The following is a 3,122-nucleotide window of genomic DNA, read 5'->3' on the forward strand; positions in this document are numbered from 1 at the left end:
GGCGGCGGGTCGCCACCCGATATGACCGCTGCCCCGAAGTCTTCCTCTCGGCCATCGCTCTCGCCGCAACAGTCATGTTTTGGTTATGAGTCCTGAGCCTAGGGCGGCTTTGGCTGCTCAACCGGCCCAGCTCTAAGCTGGCCGAGCGGATGGACTACTACATCGCGCCCGAAGAGCCCGAGACGGACTTCCTGAAGATCACCAAGCCCGAAGAGATCCGCATCTGCGATCCGGCGGCGGGCCCGGGGCACATGCTGACCTATGCCTTTGACCTGCTCTACGCCATCTACGAGGAAGAGGGATATGACGCGACTGAGATCGGGCTGAAGAGAAGGTGGGCCCGGTCAACTTGACGGCCAACTCGTCGAAGGGCCTGCGGGTGTCCACCCGGGTTGCCAACGGCACACGTATGGCACTGCAGAACGGAAGGTTTCAGCTGATCGGTCGTTGGCGGGCAGGACCGCTTGGGTTCAACCTGTCCAAGACGGGTGTCAGCGCGTCGGTGAAGAACAAGGCAGGTACTTTTAACTTCCTGAAGCCCCAGTACTCGTCGTTCAAGTTTGCCGGCGTACAGCTGCGCGGCAAGAAGGCCGCCCAGCTGCAGGTCATCTATATGCTGATCACCGCAGCCGTGGTCTTGCTGGCCTTGATGGCGCGGGCTGGAATTTATCTTTTGTGGCTCTTGGCCCTGCCGATCTTGTTCGTGTGGGATCTTCTGGTCGGATTTGTGCAGGGGGTGCGTGATGCGTAGCTGGGCTTTCCGGTTTCTTAGCCACTCATGCCCCGCTTTGCTCTGCGTTGCTATGATGGTCCAGGCCGTCCAAGCAGACCCAATGGTCGACTTTATTATCGAGCAGTTCCAGGAACAATGCGACGCGGAGCAGGCGAACTTTCGCGGGATCGACGACGATCTTAATGCGCCGCTGCTGGGCGTCTTGAGCCTGTCCATCCCGCATTTCTGGCCGATGGCCTCGATGGGCCGGCGACGCTGAATCGAAGCAAAGAACTCGTCGATGCGCTCCCCGAGGCCGAAAGCATTCGGGTCCTCGACCAGTGCCTCGAAGATCGACCTTGTCAGGCTGTTCAACTCCGCGGGCTCAAACCGCCCTGTCCCGATGGCGGTCGCTGCGTCATAGACATTTACGACGCCCTCGAGCCCGACGAAGATGTCCGGCCCGACTTTTTCGGCGAACCATTCCTTGAGCGCCCGAAAGTCGTGATGCTCGCGCGTCAGAACCGCATTGAACCCGGTCTTCTGGGGCCGTTCAGCTAGTAGAGTCTCAATCCAGCGCCGCGTGTAAGGATCATCGAACGGATCCGGGCCGCGCAGATGCTGACCGGGCCCGTCATGCGAGATCGTGATGGCGATATCATGGGCCGCGATGAAGTCGATCTTTTCTCGGTCGAGGAGCGAGCCGTTGGTGATGATCGAGAAGCCGGCACTCGGGAACCGCGCGGCCAGCGCAGGGATCAGCCGCTTGATCTTGGCCCAGTAAAGAAACGGCTCCCCACCCCAAAGCTCGATCGTCTCCGGCGCGCCCGTGATCCAGCCGTCGAGCTCGATCAGGAAGTGTTCGACATCCGCCAGTCTCGAGACCGTGGCATCCGCAATCTGGAAGGCCTGGTTGCAATAGCTGCAGGCATAGTTGCACGAGAGGCCCAGCCGCCCGGTGAAGGCGCCAATCAGCGTGGTCACCGCCCCACCAAAGAACGAGTTGATCATGTCGATGAACCCACCGTCATTCATGGGCGTGCCTCCTCGAGCGCCACCACCCGGGCGGCCAGTTCCTTGACGGCCTCGATCAGAAGGCCGGTGATATTGCCATAAGCTACAGAGAGCTGACCCGCCTCGTTTTCCCGCACCACTTCGGGCAAGACCGGTTCGACCTCCTGGGCGATGACGCCGATCTGGCGGCTGCCATCCATGGTGAAGCGCACGCCGCGCAAGGCGGTGACCAAGGTCAGCGCGTCGACGATGGTCTCAACATCGGATTTGAGCCGCGCATCGGATGAAGATACGAAGTTCGGGGCGGTGACGACGCCGGTGAAGGTCGCGCCAGCGAGCGCAGCCTTCGCCGCGATCGCCGCGTCGTAATCCGCCGCCGACTTGGTCGCCATGGTCCCGAGCCCGAGGTTCGTGCGTGCCACGGCGGTGTTCGCGAGCCCCGCCAGATTGCCGGCCGCATCGAGAAGCGCGTCCCAGCCCGTGTTCGTGGCGTTCCGGCGACGCAGAACCGGCGGAGAGACCGAGGTATCGACCCAGAGCATGCCAGCCGTGGTTGCCGTTGGCGCCAAGGCCCCCGCACTCGTCGATTGCAGGGCCGCGATCACCTCATTGATGCGAGCGCGCACGGCGGCGCCCGCGTCGTTGGCGATTGTAAAACTGGATGTCTGGGACATTTCAGCGTTTTCCGTTCTCAATCAAAAAGGCGTGCAGGCGTTCGCGTTCGAGGCGCAGCCGAGAGGCAGCGAAGGCGTGTGTCTTAGGAACGGAAAGCGCGTTCACGCGACCTCATCGGCATAGAGCCGCAATTGGCTGACGATGGGCGTGTAAGACGCATCCTTTGTCGTGAGAAACGCCCGCGCCTCTACCGCGCGGGCTTCGATTTCGTGGTTGTCGAGACGACCCCAGGGGCCCCAGTTGGGCGATGCGGCCGGATCGTCGTCGGTCTCGCGGATCTCGAAGAGCACGTCGATTTCTGCACCGGCCGATCCGTCAAAGTCGGCCCATGTGTCCATCAGCGCGGTGCGGGCAAGGTCCGCTTGCCAGCGCCGAACATGCTCTCGGGGTGGCCAGCCCTGCCACCAGCCTGGGAGAGGCCCGTCAGGTTCAAAGCCCAGCGCTGCCAACAGCGATCCAAAAAACTCTTCATCGACGATTTCGCGCGTTCGCGCGTCCTCCTCCTCCTTTACACATTATGCAGAAGGAGCCTGCGTCATGTCGAACCCGAAGCCTAAAATCCTTTCCACCTTTGAGTTCGCCCGCAAGTTCCCGGATGAAGAGGCGGCGCGCAGGCTCTTTGAAGCGTAAGGTTCCGCCGAGGGCCGTCTTGCCTCAGCAGCTCTTCTCGTCGGCCATGATGCTCTCGACGACTTTGGGATCACACTGTTCGTCGCGCAGG

4 protein-coding genes and 1 pseudogene are annotated in these 3,122 nt (G+C 61.9%); 2 read left to right on the forward strand and 3 right to left on the reverse strand.

Annotated features, from left to right (window positions below):
* Together FN828_RS20235 and FN828_RS20240 are read left to right on the forward strand one after the other, a co-directional pair.
* Window positions 1-89: pseudogene (locus tag FN828_RS20235) on the forward strand (IS5/IS1182 family transposase); the annotation flags it as partial.
* A 60-nt stretch (window positions 90-149) separates the two neighbouring features.
* Window positions 150-353 carry a BREX-1 system adenine-specific DNA-methyltransferase PglX gene (locus FN828_RS20240; RefSeq protein ID WP_235891549.1) on the forward strand — a complete coding sequence of 68 codons (204 nt, stop codon included), beginning with the start codon at window positions 150-152 and terminating at the stop codon, window positions 351-353.
* Here the strand turns inward: FN828_RS20240 and FN828_RS20245 are convergent.
* From FN828_RS20245 to FN828_RS20255, 3 genes are all read right to left on the reverse strand, one after another.
* Window positions 287-1,747: a radical SAM protein gene (locus FN828_RS20245; protein WP_142495112.1), complete on the reverse strand. Its 1,461-nt coding sequence runs from the start codon at window positions 1,745-1,747 to the stop codon at window positions 287-289. The two genes, FN828_RS20240 and FN828_RS20245, sit on opposite strands and share 67 nt — an antisense overlap.
* The gene (locus FN828_RS20250; RefSeq protein ID WP_142495113.1) at window positions 1,744-2,400 is read right to left on the reverse strand and encodes a tail fiber domain-containing protein; all 657 of its coding nucleotides are present in this window, start codon (window positions 2,398-2,400) and stop codon (window positions 1,744-1,746) included. Before FN828_RS20250 ends, FN828_RS20245 begins: the two co-directional genes overlap by 4 nt.
* A 102-nt stretch (window positions 2,401-2,502) precedes the next feature.
* Entirely contained in the window at window positions 2,503-2,850 is a 348-nt protein-coding gene (locus FN828_RS20255) for a hypothetical protein (RefSeq protein WP_235891550.1), read from the reverse strand.
* Window positions 2,851-3,122 lie beyond the last annotated feature (272 nt).

Origin of the sequence: Thalassovita litoralis (assembly GCF_900182725.1) — a bacterium.
GTDB lineage: Bacteria > Pseudomonadota > Alphaproteobacteria > Rhodobacterales > Rhodobacteraceae > Thalassobius > Thalassobius litoralis.